This is a genomic window from Mucilaginibacter sp. P4_G9 (assembly GCF_056400985.1).
Genome location: NZ_JBFUKF010000004.1, coordinates 1 through 26018, shown reverse-complemented (window position 1 = coordinate 26018; position 26018 = coordinate 1). Strand labels below are relative to the sequence as shown.

The window sequence follows — 26018 nt, the reverse complement described above, 5'->3', positions numbered from 1 at the left end:
CATGTCGGTATTCAACAAAAACTTCAAAATAGCCGCCGCTTTAGTTCTTTTAATAAGTGCTGAAGCTGCAACCGCCCAGGTAACCTGGCCTGTTATTACCAGGCAAACCAAACCCTGGGCCCGCTGGTGGTGGGAGGGCAGCGCCGTAAACAAAAAGGACCTGGCCTGGAATATGCAAAGCTATCATGACGCCGGTTTAGGCGGAATGGAAATAACACCCATTTACGGTGTAAAAGGGCACGAAAGTGAGTTTATATCGTATTTGTCGCCACAATGGGTAGATATGCTGACGTATACACTGCAGGAGGCTAAACGTTTGGATATGGGTATCGACCTGGCCAACGCCACAGGCTGGCCTTTCGGTGGCCCCTGGGTAACTGATCAGGATGCGAGCAAGGAACTCTTCTGGAAAAATTATGACCTGAAGGGTGGGGATAAATTAAATGAACCTGTTGTGTTTGTACAACAACCCCTGGTACGGGCAGACGGCCGGGCGCCAAAGATCGCCGACCTGGTTGAGCCCATCAGCAATAATAAAAACCTGCAATTGATAGCCCTTGACCAGGTGCGGTTTGAAAAACGTATACCACTCACTGTTTTAATGGCCTACGATGGCAAAGGGCAGGCCCTGAACCTGACCGGTAAAGTTGAGGCCGATGGCAAACTGAACTGGACCGCACCTGCCGGTAACTGGAAGTTATATGCGCTTTTTATGGGATGGCATGGTAAAATGGTGGAGCGGGCAGCCCCGGGTGGTGAAGGTTATGTGATTGACCATTTTTCGAAACCGGCACTGGATCATTACCTGGATAAGTTTAACCAGGCATTCAAAGGCCAGGATGTAAGTGCTATCCGCGCGTTTTTTAATGACTCGTACGAAGTAGATGATGCCCGCGGGCAATCTAATTTTACCCCACAGTTTTTTGATGAGTTTATTAATCGCCGGGGCTACGATCTTCGGGATCATTTACCGGCCTTGTTTGGTAATGATGACAAAGAAAACAATAACAGGATATTGTGCGATTACCGCCAAACTATATCCGACCTGTTGCTTGACAATTTTACCAAACCCTGGCATGAATGGGGTAAATCAAAAGGCGCTTTAATCCGTAATCAATCGCACGGTTCGCCATCCAATATACTGGATCTGTACGCGGCTATCGATATTCCTGAAACCGAGGGAAATGATATCTTGCGATTCAAGTTTGCTACCTCGGCGGCACACGTTACCGGTAAGCCGCTGGCTTCGTCAGAGTCGGCAACCTGGCTTAATGATCACTTTTTGACGTCATTAGGCGATGTTAAGCAGGCTATTGATAAATATTTTGTAGGCGGGGTTAACCATATTTTTTATCATGGTATCAGCTATTCGCCAAAGGATGCCCCCTGGCCCGGTTGGTTGTTTTATGCCGAAGTACATTTTAACCAGACCAATCCATTCTGGAACGATTTTTCAACCCTTAATGAATATATAACCAATTGCCAGTCATTTCTGCAACAGGGCAAGCCGGATAATGATGTGCTGGTTTATTATCCTTTGTTCGATAGTTTTTCGGAACGCGGCGAAAAAGGTTTACTTAAGCATTATGATGCCATGAAACCCGATTTTAGTGGTACCGGGTTTGAAAACTCAACCCAGGAGATGTTGAAAAAGGGTTACACTTTTGATTTTATATCAGATAAGCAGATAATGGCACTGCAAGCCGCAGGCGCCCGCATAGCCACCGGTGGAATCAGTTACAAAACCATTTTGCTGCCCGATTGCAGGTATATCCCGCTGGAAACATTCCATAAGATAATGGATATGGCAAAGTCAGGAGCAACAGTGGTGGTGTATAAAAAACTGCCATCAGATGTGCCCGGATATGCCCGTTTAAATGAGCGGGAAAAAGCATTTAAGGATTTACTGGCCGGGTTAAACTTTACCTCGGGGGCTGATGGGGTTAAAACGGCGGCGATAGGCAAAGGCCGGTTTTTAATTGCTGATGAAATAATGCCCTTACTGGATGCTGCGGGAATAAACAGGGAGCGCATGACCGATGATGGCCTTCAATTTGTACGCAGAACCTACAAAAATGGCAACAGCTATTTTATCGCCAATAATAGTGATAAAGCGGTGGATGGCTGGGTAGGGTTATCCGTTAATGCAGCATCGGTAGTGGTATTTGATCCGATGACCAAAAATTACGGCTTGGCCAGGAGCCGGAAACAAGGCAAAGGTCAAACCGGTGTTTACCTGCAACTACAGCCCGGGCAAAGCTGCATTTTGCAAACGTTACCTACAAAAGTTAATATCGCAAATTATAAATATTACCAGCTTGCAGGTAAACCGGTAGCTATAAATGGTACATGGGCGCTTACATTTACCAAGGGCGGTCCAACCCTCCCGCAACCAATAAAAACCGCCGACCTTAAATCATGGACGGCATTAGGGGGCGATGAATTTAAAGCGTTTTCCGGAACAGGCAGCTATTCAATCACTTTTAAAAAGCCAACCTTAAATGCGGTAGCCTGGCAGTTGGATCTGGGTAAGGTGCATGAAAGTGCCGAAGTTTATCTCAACGGTAAAAAGTTAGTTACACTTATAGGTCCGCAATACACGGTTACTATACCTTCAGCACAGTTAAGGCCGGTCAATCAGTTACAGGTAAAAGTAGCTAACCTGATGGTGAACCGCATTATAGATATGGATAAAAAGAACATTCCCTACAGGGTCTTCTATAATACTAATTTTCAGTCACATAGCCCCGGATCCAAAGGCCCGGATGGCCTTTTTACCGCAATAAACTGGCAGCCAAAGCCATCTGGTTTGGTTGGGCCGGTTACCCTTAGGCCGGTTAAATATGTGCTTATTAAATAGTTAATAAAGTTTTTTTTAAGAGAAAAGGCGGTTGTTTTGACCGCCTTTTTTTGTGCCCCCATACTCCGTAAGCAGGATGCTACAGGATGGTGCTGTTGGAATTAACTTTTATGTTCGTTTTACATTATAACCTAACTGACCAAACAGTTAAACCCCTAAAATTAATTTTATGAAAAGAATCTTTATTCATTCTTGTAAAGTGCTGTTGCTGTTGCTTTTTTTTAATGCGACAGGCATCTATAGTGCTTTTGCACAGCAACTCAGTATCACGGGTACGGTTACGGATAGTAAACATCTTCCCGTTCCTGCTGCTTCTGTGCAGCTAAAAGGTACAAAAGCAGGTACAACTGCCGATGTGGATGGCAAGTACGCTATAAAAGCTACCGCCGGACAAGTGTTAGTGTTTAAATCGGTTGGATTTGAAACTAAGGAAGTTACCGTAGGCACAAACAACATCATTAATATAAGTTTAACCGAAACCGAATCGCAGTTAAATGAAGTTGTGGTAATTGGTTACGGCGCCCAAAAACGGGCGAATGTTACCGGTGCGGTGGCTACCTTTAAGGCAGATAACCTGGATGAGCGTGCCATAACCCGTGTTGACCAGGCGCTTGTAGGCCAAATGGCCGGCGTTAGTGTAAAACAAACCACAGGTGTACCGGGCAAGGCCTTTAGTGTTAATGTACGGGGCAGCGGTTCTATAAGTGCCGGTAACGAACCATTGTATGTAATAGACGGCTTTCCGCTGTCGGTATCACCAATAGGTAGCGGCGGCAGCTTTGGAACAGGCAACCCGCTGGATAATATTAATCCAAATGATATTGAAGATATCCAGGTTTTAAAAGATGCCGCTGCTGCTGCCATTTACGGATCAAGAGCATCAAACGGGGTTGTTTTAATTACAACCAAAAGGGGCAAATCGGGTAAGGCTAAAATTACTTATAACGGTTATTACGGATATAATGCGGCCAGTAAATATTTGCCTATGCTTAACGGCGACCAATGGATAGACCGCGCTACTGAAATGATTAATGCGGCTTATGTGCTTAAATTTGGCACACAGGGTGCAACAGCCAGTGATGACAATGCAAAACGCCAGTCCCTAAACGCAGGTGCCTTCAGTTCGGCTTATATGCTTGATCCAAGGTGGGCCATGCCAGGACACCCGGGTTTACAATATGTTAACTGGGAGAAAGCAATAGAGCAAAATGGTGTTATGCAAAACCAGGCGCTAAGCGCCAGCGGCGGTAATGAGTTTGTGAACTATTTTATCTCGGGAAATTATGCCAACCAGGATGGTTTTGTAAAGGGACTGGGATATAAAGCCTATTCTGCCAGGGCTAATGTGGAAGTACATGCCACCAAAAAATTAAAAATAGGTTTAAATATAGCGCCTACTTATTCCATCACCCAGGATCCGGGTGTTGAGGGTAAGGATAATATTTTTCACCAGGCTATTAGCTACAGCCCTATACAGGAGGATACTGTAGGCTTGTACCCAAATGCTTTCAAAAACGCGCAATATACCTGGGGCAATTCGGCCAATAGCCCCATAGCCAAATTGGAAAACAAAGTAGGGCAAACAAAAAAATACCGTACGCTGGCCACTATATTTGCCGAATACGAGATCATTAAAGGTTTAACATTAAGAAGTTCAGTAAACCTGGATAATGTTGATAATGCCTCAAACAGCTATACGCCGTACACCATTGCGGGTACACTGGCTAACAGAACCTTTAATGCTTCTACAAACTCAAACCTTACAGCTAACACTTCGGGTTCATACAGTACGTTTAAAAGACAAACATTTGTTAACGAGAATACGCTTACCTATAACACTACATTTAATGCGGTACATAGCCTGAATGTATTGGTGGGGCAATCCTATAATACCGATCGTTTAGATCAATCAACACTGTCATCAGTTGGAGGATATACCAGCAGTATAATTCAAACCTTAAATTCGGCAGCAACGGTAACGGGCAACACATCGGGTACTAAAAGTGTTTTGGTATCCTACTTTAGTCGTGTACAGTACGGATACAAAGACAAGTATCTTTTATCGGCAAGCTTACGTGAAGACGGATCTTCCCGGTTCGGGCCAAATACAAAGTATGGCATATTCCCGTCGGCATCTATAGGGTGGCGAATTATCCAGGAAAACTTCATGAAGAAAGTGTCTGTTATAAGCGATTTGAAACTGCGTTTTAGCTATGGTGTAAACGGTAACAATAGTATTGCCGATTATGGAAGTATTTCGCAAATAGGTCAATACGGATATGTTTTGGGTGCAGCCCAGGCTTTGGCTATTGGCCAGGCCCCAAGTAACTTGCCAAATCCCGATATTCAGTGGGAAAAATCACAGACCTATGACCTGGGTGTTGATTTTGGATTTTTCAGCAACCGTTTAACCGGCTCATTCGACTACTATAATAAATTAAATACCGAATTATTACTCAATGTGCCAATCCTGCAATCAACAGGCTTTAGCAGCCAGCTGCGCAATGCGGGTTCGGTACGTAACATTGGCCAGGAACTGGAATTAACCAGCCATAACCTGGTTGGTAAATTTCAATGGAACACCTCAATTAATATTAGTCATAATACCAATAAAATTGTGTCGCTTTATGGCAATCAAAAACAAATCATCATTCCAAATTCATTTGATGTTTCTGACGCCATTTTACGTGTAGGGCAGCCATTAAACAGTATTTATGTTGTAAGGCAAATAGGTTTCCTAACACAGGCTGATATAGATAACCATGCTGCAACATATAATACCGGCGAAACCGTGGGCGATCCTAAATACCAGGATCTGAACGGCGACGGTGTTATTACCGAAGCTGATAAACAAATTGTTGGCCATCCAAACCCTAATTATACCTGGGGTATCACCAATACAGTACGCTACAAGGGGTTTGACCTGAGTGTTTTAGTGCAGGGGCAAAACGGGGGTTCAATTTATTCTTTATTGGGCAGGGCTATCACACGTACAGGGCAGGGCTTTACCGATAATGCACCTGCGTTTTATGCCAACCGCTGGCGGTCGCCAGATAACCAGGGCGATGGACGCGTTAGTAAAGCTTATTCAACATTTGGTTTTGTGGCCAATACCGACTGGTTATATTCATCAAACTATGTGCGGGTTAGGAATATCACTTTGGGGTACGATCTGAAAAGTATTTTTAAAACAAAAGCTTTAGGCGCAGCGCGAATTTATGTTACTGCCGAAAACTTCTTTGGACGTGATAAATATTATGGTGGTTTCAATCCCGAAGCACAAAATACAGCTATTAGCTCTGACAGTAATTACCCGGAAGCCGGTGATTACGGAGGTTTGCCATTGGCTAAATCATTGATCTTCGGTGTAAACGTCACTTTTTAATTATTTCAACATTATCAAAATGAAAAAGATATTTTTTCTATCAACCATATCGGCTGTTTTTATGATGGCTTCCTGTAATAAGGAATTAAATCAGGTGCCAATTTCAGCATCTACAACAGCTACCTTTTATCATTCGCCAAGTGATTTTCTACAGGCTTCCAACGCAATTTATGCCGATCTGCATAACTATCCGGTAAGACTGTCTAACCTGTCCGAAATACGTTCAGACAATATTTACGGTGTTTCGGTTACCGTACGCGACTGGGATCCGGTGAATAATTTTTCGCCATCATTAGCAGCAAACGCCTATGTTACCGAAGCATGGGGTACCGATTTTAATGGCATTTTCAGGGCGAATACCCTGCTTGACCAGGTTGTCAAAAACGGCAGTTATATAGGCTCGGCATCTTTGTCTGCACGATTACAGGCCGAAGCCAAATTTTTACGCGCATTTTATTATTTCGACCTGGTAAGGTACTTTGGCAAAGTACCGGTTATTGATCACCCGGTAACCGCGCCCGAGGCTAATACTATTGGCCGCAGCCCGGTGGCTGATGTTTATAAACTCATTATTGCCGATCTGCAATCGGCCATGGCCAATTTACCAGCTACCTATACCGGGATTGATGTTGGGCGTGCTACCAAATATGCCGCCGAAGCTTTACTGGCCCAGGTTTACATGGCTAAATCGGCACCAAATTATGGTATAGAGGGGCCGGGAACAGGATCAAATGAATGGGCCCTGGCTTTGCCATTGTTGCAGGATATCATCAGCAGCGGTCAGTTTACTTTCAATACAAACTATAGCAATGTGTTTTCATATAGCAATCAAAGTCCTGTTACCAATAAGGAAGCCGTTTTTGATGTTATGTATGCCGGCGGCATAAGTGGCAACAGCGATCTTTATGGCGCTTCATATCCATGGATACTTACGCCAAACGGTTATTTTTTATCAATTAAGGATAACAAATCAAACGGAAGCCTGGAAATTATCCCGGTATCAAAGGATTTGGCAGGTAGTTATGATGGCGCCGATGTACGTAAGGCATTTAATATCTATACTGCGGGGTACACCAATGCCGGGAGTACAGAAAACCGGCCATTCTTTAAAAAATGGCTTGATATCACCAAAATTCCGACTACCAGCCGTTTCGACTGGGGAATTAACTTTATTGCTATCAGGTACACGGATATTTTAATGCTAAAGGCCGAGTGTATACTGCATGGCGCTGCCGGTTCGCAAGGCGATGTTGACGCTATTGTTAACCAGGTGAGGGCGCGGGCCGGGTTGCCATCAATAGCCGGTGTAACGCTTCCTCAATTATTTGATGAGCGCCGCAGGGAGTTTGCTGACGAAGGTTCGCGCTGGTTCGACCTGCAAAGAAGCGGCGACCTGTTAACTATCATGAACGCCTGGATTGCTAAGGAAGATGCCCAGAAAAGCATAAAACCGGTTGTAGCAAATTATGTGATCTACCCGGTACCGCAAACACAATTGGATGCGGCTCCGGGCCTGTACACACAAAACCCCGGCTATTGATAAGGAAGAGAGATGAAAGAATTGTCCTGGACATCATAAAAAGACTGGCTTATCCTCTGGCACTTCGGTGGGTAAGCCATTAAAAGAATAATTTACCTATGAAACTACTGCACTGTTCTGTTTTACTATTATTTATAACCGCAAATACCGTAAACGCGCAAACTAACCTGGATTGGGCAAAAAAGGTAGGAGCCAAACATTATCCGGGGAAAACAACATTATGGTATGTGAATAATAACGGCGCGCTTAATGATGGCAAAGCACTAAACACCACTGCTATACAAAAAACCATAGATCAGTGTTCGGAAAAAGGCGGTGGTATAGTTTCGTTTAAGCCAGGTAAATATTTAACGGGATCTATATTTCTTAAGAAAAATGTTTGCCTCAACATTGATGCGGGTGTAGAATTGCTGGGCAGTCAGGACCTGAAAGATTACCCCGAAATTGATACCCGCGTTGCCGGTATCGAAATGAAATGGCCCGCTGCTTTGATCAATATCATTGGGCAAAGTAATGCGGCTATTAGCGGCAAGGGTTTAGTGAACGCGCAGGGCAAACCATTCTGGGATATTTACCGCAAAATGCGCGCCGAGTATGATCCCAAAGGCTTGCGCTGGATTGTTGATTACGATGCTAAACGCCCCCGTACATTGCTGGTTGCCAACGCTACAGACATTACTATTAAGGATATTACCCTGCAGCAGGCCGGCTTCTGGACCGTTCAGTTGCTGTATTCCACACGGGTTACGGTTGATGGTATTACCATACGTAACAACGTTGATGGTCACGGGCCGTCAACTGATGGCATAGATATAGATTCATCAAGTTGGATCCTGGTACAAAATTGCGATATTGATTGTAATGATGACGATTTTTGCCTTAAGGCCGGCCGCGACTGGGATGGTTTAAGAGTGAACCGGCCTACCGAGTATGTGGTGATCCGCAAATGTATCTCAAGGGCCGGCGCTGGTTTGCTCACCTGCGGCAGCGAAACATCAGGCGGCATCAGGCATGTGCTGGCTACCGAACTTACCGGCAATGGTACCAGCAATGGGCTCAATATTAAATCGGCCATTACCCGGGGCGGTACGGTGGAGGATATTCATTTCACCAATATCACCATGAATGGTGTAGGCACGGCCTTCCAGATCACCATGAACTGGAACCCCAGCTACAGCTACTCCAAACTACCCAATGGTTATAATATAGACAGCATACCCGAGCATTGGAAAAAAATACTGCACCAGGTAGAACCTGCCGAAAAGGGGATGCCGCATTTTAAAGATATCTACCTTTCTAATGTTAAAGTGACCGGTGCCAAAAAAGCCATTAACGCCATCGGCCTGAAAGAGTCGGCCATGCAGCATTTTCATTTCGATAATGTCAATATTGAAGCAGCTACCGCCGGTGATGTAAAGTTTGCACAGGGGTGGGAATGGAAAAAATCTCAGATCATTACTAAAGATGGTACAAAACTCGATTTAATTGATATAAATGCAGATAAATAATAGATATAAAGGCATAAAATACCTCCTGATCTGCATAACCGCGATCCTGGGTGTACTTTTTTGTGCCTGGTCTGTCCCGGATGGAAAGCAGGCTGGCAATATTATTTCACTGGCTGGCCGGTGGCAGTTCCGGATAGATTCTGCCGGTAAGGGTATTGAAGAAAAATGGTTTTTAAAACCCCTTACCGATACCATTCACCTGCCCGGTTCTATGACAGGAAATTTAAAAGGCGACGATATCACCCTAAAAACAAAATGGACAGGCAGCATCTATGACAGCTCGTGGTTTTATAATCCGCACATGGCCAAATACCGGCAGCCGGGTAACCTGAAGATACCCTTCTGGCTTACACCGCCTAAGCATTATACCGGGGTAGCATGGTACAAAAAGGAGGTAAACATTCCGCCGGATTGGAAAAACAAACGCATCGTGCTTTTCCTGGAAAGGGCCCATACAGAAACCCGCCTATGGGTAGATAGTGTGGAGATTGGCCTGCAAAACAGCCTGGTAGCACCGCACCAGTTTGATCTGGGCAGCAAAATATCGCCGGGAAAGCATAGCATAACACTGTGTATTGATAACAGGGTAAAAGACATTAATGTTGGTCCTGATTCCCATAGCATCACCGATCATACACAAGGCAACTGGAATGGTGTAATTGGTAAAATGGAACTGCTTGCCGGGGCAACCACATGGTTAGAAGACGTACAGGTTTACCCCGATCTGAAACAAAAAACAGCGCATATTAAAATATTGGTTAAAAATGAAGGTGGTGAAACTACAGGCAATATCACCCTATCGGGCAAAGCGTTTAATACTGCACATTCGCAGCTTATACCAGCTGTAAGTAAGTCTGTTAAAATCGGGGATAGTACAAGTGAAATAATTATTGATTTGCCAATGGGTAGCAAAATGCAAACCTGGGATGAATTTAGCCCTGCTTTGTATCAGCTTACAGCTACATTAACTACCGGTAAAGGCGACACAAATACCAAACAGATTGCCTTTGGTATGCGCGAATTTAAGGCTGATGGGAAAACTTTTACTATTAACGGGAAGCCGGTTTTTTTACGCGGCACAGTAAACAACTGCGAATTTCCGTTAACCGGCTATCCGCCCACAACCGAAGCTGAATGGGACCGGATATTTAAAATATGTAGGGCATATGGCTTAAACCACATGCGTTTTCACTCCTGGTGCCCACCCGAAGCGGCCTTTGCGGCAGCAGATAAAGCAGTATTTTACTTACATGTGGAAGGGCCATCATGGGCTAATCACGGCAGCGGCCTGGGGCTGGGCCGCCCCATTGATCGGTATATTTATGATGAAACAAACCGCATAGCCAAATGGTATGGTAACCACCCATCGTTTTGTATGATGGCCTATGGCAACGAGCCCAGCGGCAAACAGGTGGAGTACCTGACTAAGTTTGTTGATTATTGGAAAGCCAAAGACACCCGCAGGCTTTATACCGGGGCGGCAGTAGGCGGCAGCTGGCCGGTAATACCCAACAATGAGTATATGGCCCGTGCCGGCGCACGGGGACTGGCTTGGAACCAACGGCCAGAAAGTTATTCGGACTACAGCAAACAGCTAGCACAGTTTAATGTCCCTTTTGTAGCCCATGAGATGGGGCAGTACTGTGCGTTTCCTGATTTTAAAGAGAAAAAAAAATATACAGGCTTTTATAAAGCCAAAAATTTTGAACTTTTTGAGGAAGATCTGAAAGACCACGGTATGGCCGATGAAGCCGAGAAATTCCTGATGGCCTCCGGCAAATTGCAGGCTTTATGTTATAAGCATGAAATTGAAAAGGCCATGCGCACACCTGGTTACTCGGGCTTTCAATTACTGTCATTAAATGATTATCCGGGGCAGGGTACCGCCCTGGTTGGTGTGCTTAATGCCTTTTGGGATAATAAAGGTTATATCACGGCTAAGCAGTTTGCCCGCTTTTGCAATGCCACAGTGCCGCTTATCCGCACCGAAAAATTTGTGTATCATAATAATGAAACCTTAAAGGCGTCAGTTGAGCTGTTTAATTACAGCAAGCCTATAACTGCCGCATTGAGCTGGAAGCTAACCAATGCACAACATAAGGTGATTAGCCAAGGTGTGCTTAATAAAAAGAGTTATGTTATGGGCAATTGCCAGCAGTCGGGCGAGATCAATCTGCCTTTATCAGGTATCAGATCACCGGAAAAACTGAACCTGGAGGTATCCGTGCCAAACTCTCCCTATATAAATGACTGGAATTTTTGGGTATACCCGGAAACATTACCCGAGATTAAACCAGATGTATATTATACAACATCGCTGGATGATAAAGTTAAACAGGTACTTAGTGATGGAGGCAAGGTGTTTTTGAACGTTGCAGGCAAGGTAGTAAAGGGTAAGGAAATTGTGCAGGCTTTTACCCCGGTTTTCTGGAACACCTCTTGGTTTAAAATGCGTCCGCCGCATACGCTTGGGTTTGTGTGCGATCCCCGGCATCCCATATTTAGTGATTTTCCAACGGCATCATATAGCGAAATTCAATGGTGGGACGTATTATTAAACGCACAGGTTATGCACCTGGAAGATTTTCCGCCAACATTCCGGCCTGTTATACAACCCATTGACACCTGGTTCATGAACCGCCGACTGGCTTTCCTGTTTGAATCAAAGGTGGGTAAAGGAAGTATTATGGTAAGTAGTGCCGACCTGTCGCCGGCAATAGATAAGGAAAGGCCGGCAGCACGTCAGCTGTACTACAGTATCCTCAAATATATGTCGTCGGTGCAGTTTAAGCCTGCCTGGGTTATTGATATAAACATTATTGAAGGCCTTCTTAAATCGGGGTCCAAAGAGGTGTTTATTTCTTACACAAACGGTGCACCCGATGAGTTAAAACCTAAAAATATTAAGAAAAAGTAAAACTATATCATGATAAAACCATTAAAAACCATTTTTATCCTGTTAATTGTAGCCTTCGCAGGTCTGGCGTTCGTTAATCAGCAAAAGCCGACATTGTACCTCATCGGAGATTCTACAACCCACAACAGCGATAAGGAAACATGGGGTTGGGGCAGTATCATTCCAAACTATTTTAACCTGTCGAAGATCAATATCGAGAACCATGCGATGGCCGGCCGCAGCACGCGTACTTTTATAAAGGAGGGCAGGTGGAACAAAGTAGATTCCCTGCTAAAGCCCGGCGATTTTGTGATGATGGTATTTGGCCATAATGAAGGCAGCCAGCCCGATACTACAAAAAAAGGATACCGCGGCGTATTAAAAGGTACAGGCGAGGAAACAGTAGAGCTTACCTGGCCCAATGGCATAAAAGAAACTGTGCATACCTACGGTTGGTATTTTCGCAAATTTATAAGGGCAACCAAAGCTAAGGGCGCTACGCCAATGGTATTGTCAATGATTCCCCGTAATGAGTTTCGCGAGGGTAAAGTGATCCGTGCTGATAATGATTATGGTAAATGGGCGCGGGAAGTTGCGCAACAGGAAGGGGCCATCTTTATTGACATGAACCGGATCACCGCTGATAAGTATGACCAATGGGGACCCGATTCGGTAAAGAAATTCTTTCCGGGCGATCATACCCATACCAATAAAGCAGGCGCTACTGTAAATGCCGAATCTGTCGCCGAAGGCATCCGGGCCGATCCGAAGAATCCTTTAAATAAATATCTTAAAAACTAATTGGTAAGCTATATGAAAAACTTTATGCGTAAAAATGCAGGTTTAAGCTTATTGCTGATAGTGGTGATCATGCTATCGTCTTTTATGCTGATAAAACCTGTTGATAAACCAACATTTTACCTCATTGGCGATTCAACCGTAAAAAATGGTAAGGGTAAGGGGGATGGTGGCTTGTGGGGATGGGGCAACTATATAGCCCCTTATTTTGATACAACCCGGATATCAGTTGAAAACGATGCCCTGGGCGGAACCAGTAGCCGCACTTTTCAAACGTTGGGGCTATGGGATAAGGTACTGGCAAAAGTAAAACCCGGCGACTTTGTAATTATGCAATTTGGCCATAACGATGCCGGTGCACTGGATGATACCGCCCGGGCACGCGGAACCATTAAGGGTATTGGTAACGAGCAGCAGGAAATATACAACCCGAAAAGAAAAATACAGGAAGTGGTACATACCTACGGCTGGTACATGCGTAAATATATTGCAGATATAAAGGCCAAAGGCGCAACGCCAATTATTTGTTCGCCAATACCGCGGAATGTTTGGAAGGATGGTAAATCTGCCGGCCGCAACAACCAGGACAGTTACGGGCAATGGGCCAGGGAGTTAGGTGAGGAAACGGGTACTTATTTTGTCGATCTGAATAAAATGATAGCGGATGATTATGATGCGGAGGGCGAGGCAAAAGTAAAATCGGCCTATTTTGGTACGGATGCTACCCACACGCTTGAGCTTGGTGCGCAGCTAAATGCAAAATTTGTAATCCAGGGGATCAGGTCATTCAATAAACTGGCCTTAAATAAATATTTAAAGTAATGGCAAGTGTTTGGCAAGGGAAATTGAAATCATGAAAAGAAGAGACTTTATTGAGCACTTAGGCCTGGCTTCGGCAATGGCATTACTGCCTGGCCTGGCATTTGGCACACTGGAAGGCCATGTTTCTTCTTTTGCCAAAAAACTGAAACCGGTTGGTCGTGCGTTGGAAATGGAAGGCTACTACGTTTGGTGCAATAGCCCCATTGAAGGGCCGGACGGCAGAATTCATGTGTTTTTTTCCAGGTGGGTGGCAACAAAAAAAATGAGTGGATGGATTAATGGTTCCGAAATTTGCCATGCTGTGGCCGATACCCCCGAAAGCGAATTTAAGTTTACGGGAACCATTCTTGCCCCACGCGGGCCTGGCTATTGGGATGCAACAACCTGTCATAATCCGTCGATCAAAATAGTGGATGGCAAATATTGCCTGTTTTTTATGGGCAACTCCAACGGCAAAACCAATACCAAGCGTATCGGGCTGGCAACTGCCGATTCGCCCGATGGCCCATGGACACGCCCGGACGAACCTTTACTATTGCCAGGGGCGACGGGGGCATGGGATGATCATTGTACCACCAACCCGGCATTTATTAAACATCCCAACGGGCAATACTGGTTATTCTATAAATCGTGGAACACCAGGGAATATGAAACCTCAACCGATCCGCTGGTAAAGGGAAACCGCAAATATGGTCTGGCCATTTCCGATAAGCTGGAAGGGCCTTATGTAAAATATGAAGCAAACCCGGTAATAGATTTTTCGGCTCGCGGCAATAATGCCCAACTGGAAGATGCCTTTGTTTGGCTGGATAAGGGCCGATTTAAAATGCTGGCCCGGGATATGGGCGTGTTTAACCACCAGTACGGTTTGTACATGGAGTCAAAAACCGGCAAGAAGTGGAACGAACCTGAAATAGGCTATTTTAATGCTGAATATTATCACGTCAACCAGCCTCCTCCTCCAAAATATCTGAACAAATATGGCCGCTTTGAAAGGCCGCAACTATTGTTTCAAAACGGTAAACCAACATACATGTTCACCACATCGCAAGGGGGTAAATACATGACGGCTTCGCCTTTTATATTTAAAATAGAATCATAATAACCGGATGATGAAGAAACTACTGCCTGTATATTTTGCAATTTTTACCTGTGCCTGGCCGGTTATTATAAAGGCGCAAACCCCAATAAATCGTAAAGCATTGGCGCAACGGCATAATGTGATCAATAAGGGAACAGATACCTTATCGTCCCTGTCGGTTGGTAATGGCCGTTTTGCTTTTACGGTTGATGCTACCGGTCTGCAAACTTTTCCCGAACATTATGATAAAGGCATTCCGCTGGGTACACAATCAGAGTGGGGCTGGCACAGTTTCAAAGATACCATGGGTTATAAGTTTGATGAAACATTTAAAACCTATACACTCAACGGCCGTAAAGTTACCTACGCGGTGCAATGGAATCAGCCCGGGCGAAATAGGGATGCAGCCAACTGGTTCCGTGAAAATGTGCACCGTTTACAACTGGGCAATCTGGGATTTATACTATTGCATAAGAATGGAACCGAGGGAAATATCAGTGAGATTCAAAACATTCGGCAGGAACTCGATCTTTGGACGGGCGCCATCAACAGTTCTTTTACTTTTGACGGCGAAGCGGTAAACGTACAAACCTATGCCCACCAGGGGCAGGATTTGGTGTCAATAAAAGTGCAATCTAAATTATTGAGCCAGGGCAGGTTGAAAGTAAGGCTGCGTTTTCCGTTTCCTACCAATCAATTTACTGATTACGGCGATAACTGGAAAAATCCTGAAAAACATTCTTCAGCTATCATTTCATCCGGTCGGCAGCAGGCTTCCATTATTCATCGCTTAGATACTAACCAATATTTTGTGCGCCTGGATTGGCAGGGAGAAGCTTCGGTTAAAAATACCGCCGCTCATCAGTTTGTGTTATCCCCGCAGGGCAAAACAGATCTGTTAACGTTTACCTGTTTGTTTACCCCACGCAAAACTGCGACGGTTTTACCTGACTTTGCTCAAACGCAGGCAAACAGCATACAGCAATGGAAGGCTTTTTGGCAAAGCGGCGGCGCGGTTGATTTTAGCGGCAGTACAGACCCGCGGGCCAATGAACTGGAACGGCGGGTGGTGCTATCCCAATATCTTACAAAAATACAATGCACCGGCCATCAACCGCCGCAGGAAACCGGGCTCACCTATAATAGCTGGTATGGCAAACCCCACCTGGAAATGCACTGGTGGCATGGTATTCACTTTGCGCTTTGGGGAAGGGAGCAACTGCTGGAAAACAGCATGACCTGGTACCATCATGTTAAAGCCAATGCCCGGGCCATAGCTAAAAGGCAGGGTTACGATGGCGTTCGCTGGCAAAAAATGACCGACCCTGATGGTAATGAAAGTCCGTCATCGGTAGGAGCTTTCCTGATCTGGCAGCAGCCGCATTTTATTTATTTTGCCGAGCTGGATTACCGCGCACATCCCAATAAACAAACCCTGAATAAATACAAAGACCTGGTATTAGCCGATGCCGATTTTATGGCCTCGTTCCCAACTTACGATAAAGAGCACGACCGTTATAATTTAGGCAAGGGCATTATACTGGCACAGGAACGCTATAAGCCCGAAGAAACGTTTAATCCAACTTATGAGTTGCAATACTGGCGCTGGGCGCTTACAACGGCCCAGGAATGGCGCGCGCGTTTGGGTATGCAACCCGATAAAAAATATGCGCTCATCCTGAAAAAACTGGCAGAGCTACCCCAAAAGGATGGTGTTTACCTTGCTGCGGAAAGCTCGCCCGATGCTTATACCAATCCGAAATTGAAAACGGATCATCCGGCGGTATTGGCAGCCTATGGTATGCTGCCTTACAGTAATAAGCTGGATACCCTGGTAATGAAGAAAACTTTTGACCTGGTATGGAATGTATGGGACTGGAAAGATACCTGGGGCTGGGATTTTCCGATGACAGCCATGACCGCTGCCCGCTTAAATATGCCCGATAAAGCCATTGAGGCTTTATTTATGCCCATAAAAACCAATACCTACCTGCCCAACGGCCATAATTACCAGGATGGCCGCTTACGCCTCTACCTGCCAGGCAATGGCGGATTGCTGGCTGCTGTAGCTATGATGTGTGCCGGCTGGGATGGTTCAACTATCGCTAATCCGGGTTTTCCAAAAGACGGAAAATGGAAAGTAAGATGGGAAGGACTTAAAAAGATGCCTTAAAAAAGCCGGAGATAACAACCTGTGAATTAACTAAATAGAAATACATCAAAACCCACAATATGAATAAACTATTTGCAAAACTGAAAATGATACTGTGCGCGGGTGCAATCATGATTACGGCGGGCGCTGTACACGCCCAGCTGCCATCAAAAAGTAAAGTATTGGCCGATATGACTTTGGCTAACAACTATTTTATGCAAAAATGGCCGGATGCAGGCGCCCCTGTTACCGTAAAAGGTAATACGAGAACCAGTAATCTGTGGACGAGGGCGGTTTATTACGAAGGCTTGATGGGGATGTACAAAATTGATCCGCAAAAAAAATATTATGATTACGCGGTTGACTGGGGCGAAAAACACCAATGGGGGCCACGCGGTGCCGTTGACACCCGGAACGCCGATAACCAATGTTGCGGACAGACATATATAGACCTGTACCTGATAGATAAAAAGCCCGAACGCATAGAGAAAATAAAGCAAAGCATTGACTTAATGGTCAATAGCGAAAAACAGGACGACTGGAGCTGGGTTGATGCGCTGCAAATGGCTATGCCGGTATATGCCAGGCTTGGCGAGGTTTACCAGGACGATAAGTATTATGAAAAGATGTTCGCCATTTATAACTATACCAAAACCGTTCATGGCGGCAAAGGCTTGTACAATACCGCCGATCATCTTTGGTGGCGGGATAAGGATTTTGTAACTCCTTACAAAGAGCCTAACGGGGCCGATTGTTACTGGTCGCGCGGTAATGGCTGGGTGTTAGCAGCCTTGTTGCGGGTTTTGGAGGTAATGCCAAAAAAAGCACCACATCGGGATGAATATTTAAATGTTTATAAAGAAATGATTGAAGCTTTGGTACCGCTGCAGCGTGCGGATGGTTACTGGAATGTGAGCTTAAAAGATTCTACCAATTTTGGAGGCAAGGAACTAACAGGTACCGCACTGTTTGCTTATGGTATGGCCTGGGGCATCAACCATGGCATCCTCAAAAAGAAAACCTATTTACCTATAGTAACCAAGGCCTGGAATGCCATGTCGGCCGGGAGTTTACATACAGATGGTATGCTGGGTTTTGTGCAGGGAACCGGCAAGCAACCTCAAGACGGGCAGCCGGTAACGTATAACAGTGTGCCCGATTTTGAAGATTATGGTTTAGGTTGTTTCCTGCTGGCAGGCAGCGAAGTTTATAAATTGAGTAAATAATGAGGAAGGTTACGCTGTTTCTTGCGCTTGTTTTAATGTTCACCGTAAATGCATTTGCGCAAACGGGTATTGGCAGTAATAAGTCGGGATATAAAAAWCAAGGCAATACGCTGTATTTTAAAAATGTTAATGGCGATGTTCAAATTGAGTTTTGTTCACCCTCCATGTTCCGGGTAAGGGCAAGCTGGAGCCGTAATTTTTTGGCCGATGAGCATTTAATGCAGGAAAACTATAACTGGCCCGCAGTAAATTATAAGGTAACCGATTCAAAATCTGCTTACGTTATTCAAACATCAGCATTAATTATTACGGTTATTAAATCTCCTTTTATCATCAATGTATCTGATACTAAGGGCGTGATGTTATCATCTGAATATGTACCTAAAAATGGCGGTCTGCAGCATATGGGCGATACGGTGATGTGTACCAAACAATTGATGCCCAATGAACACTTTTTTGGTTTTGGTGAGCGTATGGATTTTACGGATCAGCGTAACAAACTGGTAAAGTTAAATGTGGGCCGGGGCAAAAACAAAGATAATTTGCTGGGCGCTTATAACGTCAACGAAGCTAACTATTGCCCGGTGCCGTTTTTTATGAGCACCCGGGGATATGGCATTCATCTGCATAATTCATCGGCCACAGCATGGGACATGGGCAGCAAAAGCGATGATGAATACAGTTTTAAAGCCAATGATGGAGAGCTGGATTATTATTTTATTTATGGCCCAACTTTTCCGGTCATATTAAACAGCTATCTGTCAATAACCGGCAAATCACCTCTGTTGCCGCGTTTTGCCTTCGGGTTGCACATGGGTACTTATAGCGGCGGCACCTGGGGGCATGAGGAACTTACATCTGATAAATATGTGATTGAGCTTGCAAGCAAGATGCGCGAAATGGGGATCCCGGTTGATATCCTGTTCCTGGATTCTACTTGGCGGTTATTTGGTAAAAACGGTGGCAAGGGTGCTACAACCTTTGAATGGCGCGAAACATTTAAAAACCCCAAAGCCATGTTCGATAGCCTGTATGCCATGAACTTTAAAATGGTGGGATTGCACATTCGCCCGCGGTTTGATAATGCCAAAAATCTGAACCTGCTTGACCAGGCGCAGGCTAAAGGTTTTACCTATCCCGAAAACGGCAAGCCGGGCGAGTTTGTGAACTTTTTTGATCAGCAGGCTACCAACTGGTGGTGGGATAACGGGGTAATGAAAGTAGCTTCCGTAGGCGCAAAATTCCTGAAAACCGATGAAGGCAGTGCCTTTGGCTCTTTAGCAAATGAAAGCGAAAAGGTTGGGCCTACAGGTAAAGAGGTTGCGCAACTACATAATGTTTTCCCCATAGCTTATGCCAAAGCTCCTTATTTAAAGTTCCAGGAATATAATGGCATTCGCGGCCTGAACCAGACCCGGGAGGGCTACTCGGGCATACAGCGTTATCCATACATTTTTGCCGGCGACTGGCCCAGCGAATGGCAGTATTTTGCACCGGTTATTAAAGCCGGGTTAAATATTGGCTTGTCTGGCGTGGGGTATTGGGCGCATTGTATGGGCGGTTTTGAACATGCTGTCGATCCGGAGTTGTATATGCGTTGGGTGCAGTTTGGTATGTTTAGTCCGGTTGCTATGGTATTTGGTATGGATCACCCGAGTTATAAAGAGCCGTGGAATTATGGCGCAGAGGCTTTGGCTAACTTTAAAAAGTATGATGACCTGCGTTACCGGTTGATCCCTTATATTTATAGCAATGCCTATAAACAGTATCAAACAGGCATGCCGCTGATGCGTGCCCTTGTACTGGAATACCAGGATGACCCGAATACATATAACATAGCCGATCAATATTTATTTGGTGATAACATGATGGTTTGCCCCGTAACGGTAAAAGGAGCCCAAACACGTACGGTGTATTTACCAGCCGGTGTTTGGCTTAACTATTGGACGGGTAAAAAATATAACGGAAAGCAATATATTCATATATTAACACCCGCCGACCAGTTGCCGCTTTTTGTAAAAGCAGGCAGTATTATCCCCATGCAACCGGCTATGAAATATATGGATGAAAAACCGGTGGATGTGATTACGCTGGATATATTTCTGCACCAGGCATCCGAATTTAAACTGTATGAAGATGATGGTATCAGCATGAAATATCAGCAAGGCGAAAAAGCGATCACCCAAATTACCGTAGCTAATATTACCAGCGGCTGGGAGTTACATATTAAAAAACCTGCGGGCAGTTATAGCCCGGCGCCACATGGTTACCTGGCTAAAATACACTGGAGTAGCGATAAGGAGCCATCCATGGTAATTGAAAATAAGGAGGCTGTAAAGATTTTGAACAGTGCCGACGCATTAAACAATGCTGCCGGATGGTATTATGATAAAACAAATCATTTACTTTGGATTAAAACAGCGCGCAACAATCGCGAAGATATTTCCATTGATATAAAATAATAAGAAATGAACAAGATTGCCGGTAAACATTGCCCTATGAAAAAACTAATATTCCTGTTATTGTTGTTATCCGCATGGAAAACAGACGCCCAGGCCCAGGCCAAAGAAGTATACATGTTTTCCTATTTTAAAGATAACGGGCAGGATGGTTTACACCTGGCTTATAGCAATGATGGGTTGCAATGGACGGCCTTAAAGGGCGACAGCTCTTTTTTAACACCGATGGTTTCAAATGACAAGCTGATGCGCGACCCTTGTATTATCCGCGGATCTGATGGTTTGTTCCACATGGTTTGGACGGATAGCTGGACAGATAAAGGTATAGGCTACGCCAGCTCGCCCGATCTGCTGCATTGGTCGGAGCAGCAGCAATTACCCGTTATGGCCCATGAGCCGGGTGCCCGTAACTGCTGGGCGCCCGAAATTACTTACGATGCATCATCAAAATCATACATGATCTATTGGGCCACTACTATTGATGGGCGTTTCCCGCTGGTTGATAGCGTTGCCGAGAGTAAATACAATCACCGGATATATTACATTACCACTAAAGATTTTAAAACATACAGTTCAGCACGTTTGCTGTTTGATCCGGGTTTTAACAGTATCGATGCCACTATAGTGCCTTATGGTAAACGCTTTATGATGGTTTTTAAAGATGAAACCCTGCATCCGGTACAAAAAAATATTAAAATAGCTTATGCCGATAAACTGACGGGACCATACTCAAAACCCAGCGGACCAATAACCGGTAATTATTGGGCAGAAGGACCAACAACGTTGCACATTGGCAATCAATGGATTGTTTATTTTGATAAATACCGTGATCATCAATACGGCGCCATCACATCAACCGATCTGAAGCAATGGACGGATATATCCGGTCAGATTAAAATGCCGAAAGGTATCAGGCACGGTACCGTTTTTAAAATTACCGAAGCGGAGTTTGCTAAGTTAACCGGAAAATAAGCTTGCGCTGTTTATTCAACTTTATGGCTATCCTATGAAAAAAGTAATCGGTATAATTATTCTGTTTACAGTAATAAGTAATTTTTTATTCGCCCAAAATAAGCCGGCTTCAAAACGGCCAAACATTATTATTATCCTGGCGGATGATATGGGTTATTCTGATATTGGCTGCTTTGGGGCCGAAACCCAAACCCCAAACCTTGATGCTTTGGCCAAAGGTGGATTGCGTATGACCCAGTTTTATAATGCATCGCGCTGCTGCCCAACCCGTGCATCGTTACTTACGGGGCTTTACCAGCACCAGGCCGGTGTGGGCGATATGGTAAATCATCGTGATGTACCCGCTTACCAGGGCTATCTCAATCAAAATTGTGTAACTATTGCCGAGGCTTTGAAAGAAGGAGGTTACAATACCCTGATGGCAGGTAAGTGGCATGTGGGTACGGATCCATCTCGCTGGCCGGTTAAACGCGGGTTCGACCATTATTTTGGTTTGATTGATGGAGCAAGCAGCTATTTTAACCCGACTATGCCATATCGCCCCAATCAAAAGCTAACCATCGCTTTGGACGATAAGGAGTTTACTCCCGGGCCAAATTGGTATTCAACAAATGCCTATGCCGATTATGCCATTAAATTTATTGACGATAATAAACAAACCAACAAACCTTTCTTTTTATACATGGCATTTACCAGTCCGCATTGGCCAATCCAGGCACTGCCCGAGGATATTGCCAAATACAAGGGCAGGTACATGAAGGGATGGGATAAGCTTAGGGAGGAGCGGCTTGCACGTCAAAAACAAATGGGCATTGTCGGTAAAAACGAACAGCTTTCGCCCAGGGATAAAAATGTACCCGAATGGGATAGTTTGACCGTGGAAGAAAAAGAACGTTTTGATACTAAAATGGCAGTATACGCCGCCATGGTTGATCGTATGGACCAAAACATAGGCCGCATCCGGGAAAAATTGAAGGATTTGGGCGAGGACGAAAATACGGTGATCATGTTTTTATCAGATAACGGTGCCAGTAATGAAAGTATTAAAGGCCCTGGTTTTACATCGGAAGTGCTGGCCGCAAACAATAAACCGGCAAGTGACTCCACATCATTTACAGCATACGAAACGTTGGGGGCTAATGTAAGCAATACGCCATTCCGTTTATTTAAGCACTGGGAGTACGAAGGCGGAACAGCCACTCCTTTTATAGCCTATTATCCGGGTGTAATTCAGCCTGGTTCTATAGTTCGCAAACCGGCGCATATTATTGATCTGATGGCCACATGCCTTGACCTGGCCGGAGCATCGTATCCTAAAGTTTACAATGGCAATACCATAACACCAACCGAAGGCATCAGCTTGGTTCCTGTATTTAAGGGGCAAAAATGGGAAGGGCATAACGGRCTGTTTTTTGAACATGAAGGCAACCGGGCAGTAAGGCAGGGTAATTGGAAACTGGTATCCCAATGGCCGGCCAATAAATGGGAGCTTTATAACATCAGCAATGATCGCTCTGAGTTAAACGATCTGAGCGCCAGATACCCGCAAAAGGTTACTGAGCTTACTGCAATGTATAATGCCTGGGCCACGYGGGCGGGTGTGGTTGAGTTTGATAAATTAGGAAAATCAAAAGGCGAGTAATTTTTATCATTGTTTAACAGTAATTCCCGGGCATTATCAAAGTTGATTTTGCCTTATTTTAATAAAAAATATAATTCCTATGGAATTAGTAGATTATAAAAATAATTTTATATTTGCCTGCGTAAAATCAAAACAATGAACGCTTCTTTAAATCCTGCCCCAGGTTTAAATTCATTCTCTCCGGCACAACAAAAAAACTGTGGTTGCTGTTGTTGCTAAAAGCGTCTTTCTCTTCAGATTTTCTATTATTCCCGTTAACGGCTGAAGGATGGGTTATTTATGCTGCCAAACGCAAAAAACGTAGTTTTAGATTTCAATTTAATAAAACCTAAAGCTATACTTGATATTAAAGCGAATTAAGAATATAAGTAAGATATACTATTAAAAACAATACATTTAGCCGGTGATGAAAGAATTTTATATAAGCAGAAGTAAGCAATTATTTGGCGTAGGTTGCGGCATTGCAATGGTAGGCTTAGTCCTCTCTTTTTCATCATGCAAACCGAAACCAGCTGTTGCCGGTATTATAGTAAAACCTGTATTACCGGCAAAAAAAGCTATTTGCTGTGAATCGAACATCCCGGCTCGTTTTCCATCATTAGCCGGTCGCCAGGCAGCATTATTGGAGAAACCGGGAGCAAGCAAAGGACATGAAGGCATGGTTTTTATCAAGACGGGTACCTTCCTGATGGGTGCCGATAATAAACAGGCCTCCCCGGATGAATATCCGAAGCATAAGGTAACGGTTAATGGTTTTTGGATTGATGCTACCGAAGTAACCAATGCCGAATTTAGCAGGTTTGTAAAGGCCACGCATTATGTGACCACAGCCGAGAAGAAACCCGATTGGAATGAACTAAAAAAACAATTGCCTCCCGGAACCGAAAAGCCCGACGATAGCCTGCTGGTGCCGGCATCACTGGTTTTTAGTGCGCCAACGCATCCTGTTAACCTGAATGATTACAGCCAGTGGTGGACCTGGAAACAAGGAGCCGATTGGAAACACCCACATGGTCCTGGCAGCAGTATCAAAGGAAAAGAGAATTACCCTGTTGTGCATATTTCCTGGTACGATGCTGTTGCCTATTGTAAATGGGCAGGTAAACGTTTACCCACCGAAGCGGAGTGGGAGTGGGCTGCCCGCGGTGGATTGCAGCGTAATGTTTATCCATGGGGCAACGAGCCTGTTGACCAGGGTAAAGTAAAAGCCAACACCTGGCAGGGCAACTTCCCCGATAAAAATACAGTGAAGGATAAATTTTATGGGCTGGCGCCGGTATCAAGCTTTGCGGCAAATGGTTATGGCTTATATGATATGGCCGGCAATGTATGGGAGTGGTGTGCAGATTATTATAATAATGATTATTATAAAACTATCAGCCAGCCTGATGGCATCAAAAATCCGGCGGGACCGGCTAAAAGCTTCGACCCGGATGAACCTTATGCCATTAAGCGGGTGATCAGGGGCGGCTCATTCCTGTGCAATGACAGTTACTGCTCGGGTTACCGGGTATCGCGCCGGATGAAAAGTACAGAGGATAGCGGTATGGAACACCTCGGTTTTCGCTGTGTGGCCGACAAATAATTTAATAATTCCTGGCATTGGTTATCTGCCCATAATTAAAGTATAACGAAAATCCTCAAAAGCAGGTTATTCCTTCTTGAACAGCTTATATACATAACCTGTTACTTACCCCAAATGGGACAAGGTCATTTAAATGATTTTTGTCCCATTTTTTGTATCCGGCTGTTGCCTTTTAGTTAAACCGTAAGGTTTCTGTATTTAAGCTTGCACGAAATTATCCTGTCAAAAACTCGAAATATTTATCTAAATAATTATTATAAATTTTTGATTATTAGATATTTAAGTCATAGCTTTAATGTAACTAACCAGTTACAAACACTAAATATTCAAATCATGAAAAAGTTTATTGTATTCTTTTTACTGGCAATGCCATTTGCGGCAATGAGCCAGGCACACAGCGGTTATACCGCCAGTTATTCGTCAAGTTTTGCAATAGCAGACCAGGCTTATTCAGAGAAGATCCTGACGCTTTGGAAAGATTTTGAAAACAACACCCTGGATAAGCACATCGAATGGTTTGCCGACACGGTAAACATGATGATGTCAACCGGGAAAATGATAAAAGGAAAAGCAGAAAACCTTGCCAGTGTAAAGGCATACAGAAATTCAATAAAGAATTATAAGGTTACCTTAGATGCCTGGGTGAGTCTAAAAAGTACAGACAAGAACGGAAATGTGGTTTGTATTTGGGGAACAGAAGAATTTACTGATAAAGATGGGAAGCAAGTTAAATCGCGTACGCATGAAGTATGGGGATTTAATAAGGATGGTAAAATTGACTTGATGCTGCAATACTCGGGTGACGGGGCGATGTAGCAATATTCACTAATATTTTGAAGGCTGCCTAAGGGTGGCCTTTTTTTATGGCCCTTTGACATCAACACAAAATCTCACAGTCTCGAAATTTCTTGTTGTAGGTCAAGTTTTCCGGGCAGAATACACGGTATTTTTGATGCAAATAAAACAAACACTTACAAAATATCATTATGGAAAATACAATTAACGGCATCCACCACATTACAGCAATTGCAGGCAATGCCGGAAAATACAATTAACGGCATCCACCACATTACAGCAATTGCAGGCAATGCC

The 26018-nt window shown here is 44.4% G+C and carries 15 protein-coding genes; all 15 read left to right on the top strand.

Annotated features, from left to right (window positions below):
• Nucleotide 1: 1 nt before the first annotated feature.
• Nucleotides 2–2860: a glycosyl hydrolase gene (locus AC1DPZ_RS01095; protein WP_477400641.1), complete on the top strand. Its 2859-nt coding sequence runs from the start codon at nucleotides 2–4 to the stop codon at nucleotides 2858–2860.
• Nucleotides 2861–3029: 169 nt separating this feature from the next.
• On the top strand, nucleotides 3030–6245 hold the full coding sequence (locus AC1DPZ_RS01090) for a SusC/RagA family TonB-linked outer membrane protein (RefSeq protein WP_477400640.1): 3216 nt from the start codon (nucleotides 3030–3032) through the stop codon (nucleotides 6243–6245).
• A 19-nt stretch (nucleotides 6246–6264) separates the two neighbouring features.
• A complete protein-coding gene (locus AC1DPZ_RS01085) occupies nucleotides 6265–7785 on the top strand; it encodes a RagB/SusD family nutrient uptake outer membrane protein (RefSeq protein ID WP_477400639.1) in 1521 nt (506 codons plus the stop codon).
• A gap of 98 nt (nucleotides 7786–7883) precedes the next feature.
• Entirely contained in the window at nucleotides 7884–9293 is a 1410-nt protein-coding gene (locus tag AC1DPZ_RS01080; protein WP_477400638.1) for a glycoside hydrolase family 28 protein, read from the top strand.
• Nucleotides 9280–12210: an exo-beta-1,4-galactosidase gene (locus AC1DPZ_RS01075; protein WP_477400636.1), complete on the top strand. Its 2931-nt coding sequence runs from the start codon at nucleotides 9280–9282 to the stop codon at nucleotides 12208–12210. Before AC1DPZ_RS01080 ends, AC1DPZ_RS01075 begins: the two co-directional genes overlap by 14 nt.
• Before the next feature lie 9 nt (nucleotides 12211–12219).
• Nucleotides 12220–12990, top strand: a complete 771-nt coding sequence (locus AC1DPZ_RS01070; protein WP_477400635.1) for a rhamnogalacturonan acetylesterase — start codon at nucleotides 12220–12222, stop codon at nucleotides 12988–12990.
• 12 nt (nucleotides 12991–13002) lie between these two features.
• Nucleotides 13003–13809: a rhamnogalacturonan acetylesterase gene (locus AC1DPZ_RS01065; protein WP_477400634.1), complete on the top strand. Its 807-nt coding sequence runs from the start codon at nucleotides 13003–13005 to the stop codon at nucleotides 13807–13809.
• Between the two features lie 31 nt (nucleotides 13810–13840).
• Complete coding sequence (locus AC1DPZ_RS01060; RefSeq protein WP_477400633.1) at nucleotides 13841–14911, top strand: glycoside hydrolase family protein; 1071 nt, start codon at nucleotides 13841–13843, stop codon at nucleotides 14909–14911.
• A gap of 7 nt (nucleotides 14912–14918) precedes the next feature.
• Nucleotides 14919–17063, top strand: coding sequence for a hypothetical protein (locus tag AC1DPZ_RS01055; RefSeq protein ID WP_477400632.1), 2145 nt, complete (start codon nucleotides 14919–14921; stop codon nucleotides 17061–17063).
• Nucleotides 17064–17122: 59 nt separating this feature from the next.
• Nucleotides 17123–18268, top strand: coding sequence for a glycoside hydrolase family 88/105 protein (locus tag AC1DPZ_RS01050; protein WP_477400631.1), 1146 nt, complete (start codon nucleotides 17123–17125; stop codon nucleotides 18266–18268).
• A complete protein-coding gene (locus AC1DPZ_RS01045) occupies nucleotides 18268–20730 on the top strand; it encodes a glycoside hydrolase family 31 protein (RefSeq protein ID WP_477400629.1) in 2463 nt (820 codons plus the stop codon). The genes AC1DPZ_RS01050 and AC1DPZ_RS01045 overlap by 1 nt, the downstream gene beginning before the upstream one ends.
• Nucleotides 20731–20766: 36 nt before the next feature.
• Nucleotides 20767–21699, top strand: coding sequence for a glycoside hydrolase family 43 protein (locus AC1DPZ_RS01040; RefSeq protein WP_477400628.1), 933 nt, complete (start codon nucleotides 20767–20769; stop codon nucleotides 21697–21699).
• 34 nt (nucleotides 21700–21733) lie between these two features.
• Nucleotides 21734–23341 carry an arylsulfatase gene (locus AC1DPZ_RS01035; RefSeq protein WP_477400626.1) on the top strand — a complete coding sequence of 536 codons (1608 nt, stop codon included), beginning with the start codon at nucleotides 21734–21736 and terminating at the stop codon, nucleotides 23339–23341.
• Between the two features lie 406 nt (nucleotides 23342–23747).
• Nucleotides 23748–24926 (top strand): formylglycine-generating enzyme family protein, encoded by a 1179-nt coding sequence (locus AC1DPZ_RS01030; protein ID WP_477400625.1) that lies wholly within the window; start codon nucleotides 23748–23750, stop codon nucleotides 24924–24926.
• A gap of 333 nt (nucleotides 24927–25259) precedes the next feature.
• Complete coding sequence (locus AC1DPZ_RS01025) at nucleotides 25260–25742, top strand: hypothetical protein (protein WP_477400623.1); 483 nt, start codon at nucleotides 25260–25262, stop codon at nucleotides 25740–25742.
• The last annotated feature ends 276 nt before the right edge of the window (nucleotides 25743–26018 follow it).